Here is a 1,195-nt window from a genome sequence, read left to right on the forward strand (position 1 = left end):
TTTTTGAATCCAAAAACAAGATTCCTCAGGGTAGTGTTTGTGACAAAGTTCTGACAATTCATAAGTTTTTAGTATTTTACCGTCATTATTATACATCGCTGTTTTTGCTTTGCTTGAAAACGCCTCAACATTATAACCAGTATCTTTTGTATTCAAACGCTCTTGTTTTTCAGTGTCTCCAACTCTACAACCCATACTTGAGGCGTGATCAAAACTAGGTGCTAAAGAAAGCTCAGTACTTGATGCAACAAACCCCCAATTTTCATGGTGCCTATCTTGATTTCCAATCCAAACATCAAAAATAAGATAGCCAATAAATTGTTTAATTGGCTTTTCTTTTGATGCTTTGATTAATTCTATTGACCGAGAAAATGTGTAATTTTCTTGCTTGTATGTTTTATCTGGATCGTAGTTTTTAATTAGTTGTGCTAAAAATTCATTGGCATTTATCAGCCTCTCTCCATCTTTTTTATTGATGAAGCTTTGACTAATAACGCCGTATTTTGTCGGAGACTCTTCTGGTAAAGAGCCTGGTTCATATTTAGCACAAGAAATACCTAATAAAGTTGCTAAGTGAAAGGCTACTATTTCAGCCCAATTTTCTCCTTTATGCTTGCCTATCTTGAATAATTTGTCTTGATTTTCATCAAACCAAAATTTTTCTTTAGTGCCCTGATGTTCGGTGCCTCGATTCTTTTTAGCTTGATCTTGAATGTCTTTATTTTTTTAGGGGATTCTTGATTCATTTATAACCCTGCTCTTAAACTTGCCTCAATGACTAAGCATTTTTTACCATATTCTCTGGCGTACTCAACAACTGAGAGTTCACCAAAGCCCGCACCAATGATAATCATATCGTATTGTTTGTTCCTCGTAAAAAAAAGACTTAATCGCTCCTTAGAATTTAATGCGCAATCGGTTTGTCAGTAAAAAGATAGTCTTTGAGTTCTTTATCAAAAGCCTTATTCTTGCATCTAATCCACTCTAATACCATTGCTGCGTGCTCTTTCTTCATCACGATTATGTGCCAAAATAGCGGATAAATCATCATCTTGACACACATCAATACGCTGATTATACCAATCAATTGCCTCTAATTCCTCTGTCAAAGACACAATTGCTTTGTGCATATCTTTGGTTTTCTGTGTTAGATTTTCCTCTTTTTCGTGATAACCTTCATTTGCCATGATTAACT

The 1,195-nt window shown here is 34.8% G+C and carries 2 protein-coding genes and 1 pseudogene; all 3 read right to left on the reverse strand.

The genetic code is table 11. The features are described 5' to 3' along the window. Positions 1 to 714, reverse strand: a 714-nt coding sequence (locus BAZSYMA_RS10565; RefSeq protein WP_195910179.1) for a HipA domain-containing protein, incomplete at its 3' end; no start/stop codon positions are given. 32 nt (positions 715 to 746) lie between these two features. Beyond that, positions 747 to 854 carry an NAD(P)/FAD-dependent oxidoreductase gene (locus BAZSYMA_RS10125; protein WP_180323737.1) on the reverse strand — a complete coding sequence of 36 codons (108 nt, stop codon included), beginning with the start codon at positions 852 to 854 and terminating at the stop codon, positions 747 to 749. Between the two features lie 50 nt (positions 855 to 904). Next, positions 905 to 1,187 (reverse strand): annotated as a pseudogene (locus BAZSYMA_RS08895) (ferritin family protein). Between the last annotated feature and the right edge of the window lie 8 nt (positions 1,188 to 1,195).

Source organism: Bathymodiolus azoricus thioautotrophic gill symbiont, assembly GCF_001298715.1.
GTDB lineage: Bacteria > Pseudomonadota > Gammaproteobacteria > PS1 > Pseudothioglobaceae > Thiodubiliella.

What these genes read in the sequence shown, in the direction of transcription:
- BAZSYMA_RS10125 (WP_180323737.1), bottom strand. Translation starts at nt 854, where the DNA reads ATGATTATCATTGGTGCGGGCTTTGGTGAACTCTCAGTTGTTGAGTAC.